Origin of the sequence: Microcystis sp. M53598_WE2 (assembly GCF_030067735.1) — a bacterium.
GTDB classification, from domain to species: Bacteria; Cyanobacteriota; Cyanobacteriia; order Cyanobacteriales; family Microcystaceae; genus Microcystis; species Microcystis aeruginosa.
In genome coordinates this window covers 1-3,689 of record NZ_JASJFE010000981.1, presented here as the reverse complement: position 1 = coordinate 3,689, position 3,689 = coordinate 1, and the positions used below count along the sequence as shown (strand labels likewise).

Here is a 3,689-nt window from a genome sequence, read left to right as displayed (position 1 = left end):
CCACCTCTGGGTGGGATTTCGCCAGGAATCTAATTCAAGTGGACTCGTTGAGCCAGAAATTCACAGCAGTGATGCTAGAAGAATCCACGTCCGTTTACGGCGTGGGGTATGTCAACTGACTTGACAGTCAAACAACCCCACTCGCTTTTTGTTGCTCTACTTTGGGGTAGGATTCAAGAGCGCTGTTTAGGGATAAATGACTATTCGTCGGCGATATTGTCTAGTTTTTGAGCGTTTTTTCCAGCTGGGCTACCCTTGCTTTCTGTTGCTTCAAATCGGCTAGTTGTTTTAGTAATTGTTCTCTTACTTCATAGCGATAGGCAAAAAAATGCTCACCTATCCCTAGGGTCGCTAGATACTCTTCTAGCAGACGGGGCTTGACCCAGGCAATCACCGCCAGTTGCCACCAGAAACGGAACCGCGTCGGTCGGACAATCCCCTGCCGCCAGAGCAAGGAACGGAACAATTGCCACTGTTGCCAATCTAATTTACGGTTCGATTTGCCGCGCCATCCCCCCATCATCATGAAATGGTTGAAGGTTCGTTTCAGGTAGTTAACAGGATCGTAGATTTCCCAGAAAGCATCGATGTATTCTTCGGTAATCTCTTCCACCGGGCGAGTTGGCTCAAAGTTCATCATCGCTCCCTGATGGAAAGTGCCCATGCCATCCACCAGACGACCTTCCCGTTGCAGGCGATTCCACAGGGCGGTATTTTGCAGTGCCTGGAGCAGGCTAAACTGCCCCTGGGGAATACTCGCCTCCATAATAAAATCTTTGATCCGCTGCCCTGCGCCAGGTTTCTCATTGTCAAAACCGATAATGAAGCCAGACATAATCTGCAGCCCCATGCGGGTAATTTTGTGACAGGATTCGATCAGGGATTGGCGGGTGTTTTGAACCTTGTTAATGCCCATTAAGCTATCGGTATCTGGTGTCTCAATCCCCATAAACACCAGCATAAAGCCAGCCTTGACCATTAACTCGATCAGTTCACTGTCTTCGGCCAGATTAAGGGAAGCTTCCGTAATCAGTTTAAAGGGATACTGGTGTTGCTCCATCCAGGGGATCAACTCCCGCAGAAACACCTTGGCATTCCGCTTATTGCCAATGAAGTTGTCATCCACAACAAAAATGTAGCGCCTCCAGCCCAGTTGATATAACGTCTCCAACTCAGCCAACATTTGTTCTGGGGTTTTGGTGCGCGGTTTGCGGCCATAGAGGTTGATGATGTCACAAAATTCGCATTGAAAGGGGCAACCGCGAGAAAACTGCACGGTAATCGCCAGATAGGCATCCAGATCTAGTAGATCATAGCGGGCGATCGGTGTCATGGTTACATCGGGTTTCTCGCTGGCTCTAAAGACACCACTCGGTTCACCCCGCTCCAGGGCTGCCAGGAACAGCGGGATTGTCAGTTCGCCTTCATCCAGAATCAGGTAATCTGCCCCAGCTTTTTGGGCAACTTCTGGATAGGAGGTGGGGTAAGGCCCGCCCACAGCCACTTTTTTACCCAACTGCAACCCTTTGGCAATCAATTCTTGAAAGTCTTTTTTCTGAATGATCATGGCGGAGATGATTACCAAATCGCACCACTCCCAATCCGAAGCCGTTTCCAATCGGACATTGCGATCAACAAACCGGATTTCCCAATCCGATGGCAATAGGGCCGCCACCGTAATTAAACCCAGGGGCGGATTGGTTGCTCTCAAGCCGGCTAGATTTAAAGTCTCTTGATAGGACCAAAAGGAGTTGGGCATCAGCGGCCATAGTAATAGGGCTTTCATTCAGGTGTCTCCAATGAAGAAGCTATATGCTTTACATACTAGCCACAAAGCCCAAGTCGATCAAGACTGTTTTAACATCTTTTTTTACTAATAAATTAGTTCTAAATAAATCGTGAAAAAACAGCAATTTTTTCGAGATTAGTACAATTCAATGCACGATGCTTGCTAAAAACTCGTGTTTTCCCATTTTTATCAACGCACTGTAGGGGCTGTCTGCCTCTTTTGGGTATTTTTGGGTAGGTTCCCTAAAAAATGCTGATTCTGAAAAACTCTCTTAAAATTCGCAAGCACCGAATAGTAAGGGTTTCGTTTCAGTCCCTAGGAAGTCTGTTTTATCGGAAAAACACCAGTTACTAGACATCTGGACAATGACTATTTCTGGTCAGGTAAACATAAGCGTAATTACACTATTTTATCCCGACCCATCATGACTCAACTACCATAAAATATAGTTTATGTCTCTTTAATTTTGGAAGATGAATAAATTAAATAACTGGTAATTATAGTCATATTTATGAACAAGATCAATTATAGTCAGCTAATTGACCCGATTAATTCTCCTCACTTAGGAGAGGAACAATCTCGCAGATAGCCAGTCAATCATCCTCGGGTGTGATTGTCTGGTTTTAACTAATTGCGGTAAAATTAACCTAAACTCTCTATCGGCAAATTCGATGACTTCCTTCACTACTTCCCTGGCTCTTTTAAGTCAATTTAAATTGGGAGATTTAAACTTAGAAAATCGTCTTGTGCTTGCTCCCATGACGCGAGCGCGAGCCGGAGAAAAACGTCTTGCTAATGAGATAATGGCCGAGTATTACCGGCAAAGGGCCAGCGCGGGATTAATGATTACGGAAGCGACGGTAATTTCTCCCCAAGCTAACGGTTGGCAAAATACCCCCGGTATCTACACCGATGAACAAGCGCAAGCATGGCAAATGGTGACAAAAATCGCCCAAAGAAAAGGAACACCACTTTTTTGTCAATTGTGGCACTGTGGTCGCGCTTCTCATTCTAGTTTTCAGGAAAATGGGGCTTTACCCGTTGCCCCTTCCGCAATTAAGATTAAGGGGGAGTTGCATACACCCATCGGCAAACAGCCCTACGAGACCCCTAGAGCCTTAGAAACCGAGGAAATCCCCACAATTGTCGCCGATTACCGCCAAGCCGCTCAGAGGGCAAAATTAGCGGGGTTTGATGGCATAGAAATTCACGGGGCTAATGGTTATTTAATCGATACTTTTCTACAATCGGCCACTAATCAGCGTCAGGATAAGTACGGAGGCAGTTTGGCAAATCGCTATCGTTTTTTACAGGAAGTAGTCGAGGCAATTTTAACTGTTTTTCCCAGTCATCGGGTGGGGGTGCGTCTGTCTCCCAATGGCGTTTATAATGACATGGGTTCCGAGGATTTTCGAGAAACTTTTCTCTATATTGCCCAAAGATTAAATGAGTACAATTTAGCTTATTTGCATCTGCTAGATGGCTTGGCTTTTGGTTTTCATGAAAAGGGTCAACCGATGCTTTTATCCGAGTTTCGGGCTGTTTTTAATAGTGCATTAATCGGCAATTGTGGTTATACAAAAGAAACTGCTGAAGCCGCTATTCAGTTAGGAGACGCTGATTTAATTGCTTTCGGTCGCCCCTATATCAGTAATCCCGATTTGGTGGAAAGATTCGCCAATAATTGGCCCCTTAATCCCGATGCTGAGATGAAAGATTGGTATTCTTTTGACAAGGAAGGTTATATCGATTTTCCCAGTTATAAACCCTAGTTAAGTAGCTGGTTATAATTAAATCAAAAATGGATTTTAGGTTCGATCCCCCCTGCCCCCCTTAATAAGGGGGGTGCCGATAGGCGGGGGGATCTGAAAGTTTTTAATACCTACCTACTTAGGGTTTG

At 45.3% G+C, this 3,689-nt stretch carries 2 protein-coding genes; one reads left to right on the top strand and one right to left on the bottom strand.

Going from position 1 to position 3,689, the window contains the following annotated elements:
- Positions 1 to 220: 220 nt before the first annotated feature.
- Entirely contained in the window at positions 221 to 1,786 is a 1,566-nt protein-coding gene (locus PX636_RS20040; protein WP_288118491.1) for a B12-binding domain-containing radical SAM protein, read from the bottom strand.
- Positions 1,787 to 2,460: 674 nt separating this feature from the next.
- Between PX636_RS20040 and PX636_RS20035 the strand changes: the two genes are divergently transcribed.
- Positions 2,461 to 3,561 carry an alkene reductase gene (locus PX636_RS20035; RefSeq protein ID WP_288118489.1) on the top strand — a complete coding sequence of 367 codons (1,101 nt, stop codon included), beginning with the start codon at positions 2,461 to 2,463 and terminating at the stop codon, positions 3,559 to 3,561.
- Positions 3,562 to 3,689 lie beyond the last annotated feature (128 nt).

What these genes read in the sequence shown, in the direction of transcription:
- PX636_RS20040 (WP_288118491.1), bottom strand. Translation starts at nt 1,786, where the DNA reads ATGAAAGCCCTATTACTATGGCCGCTGATGCCCAACTCCTTTTGGTCC.
- PX636_RS20035 (WP_288118489.1), top strand. Translation starts at nt 2,461, where the DNA reads ATGACTTCCTTCACTACTTCCCTGGCTCTTTTAAGTCAATTTAAATTG.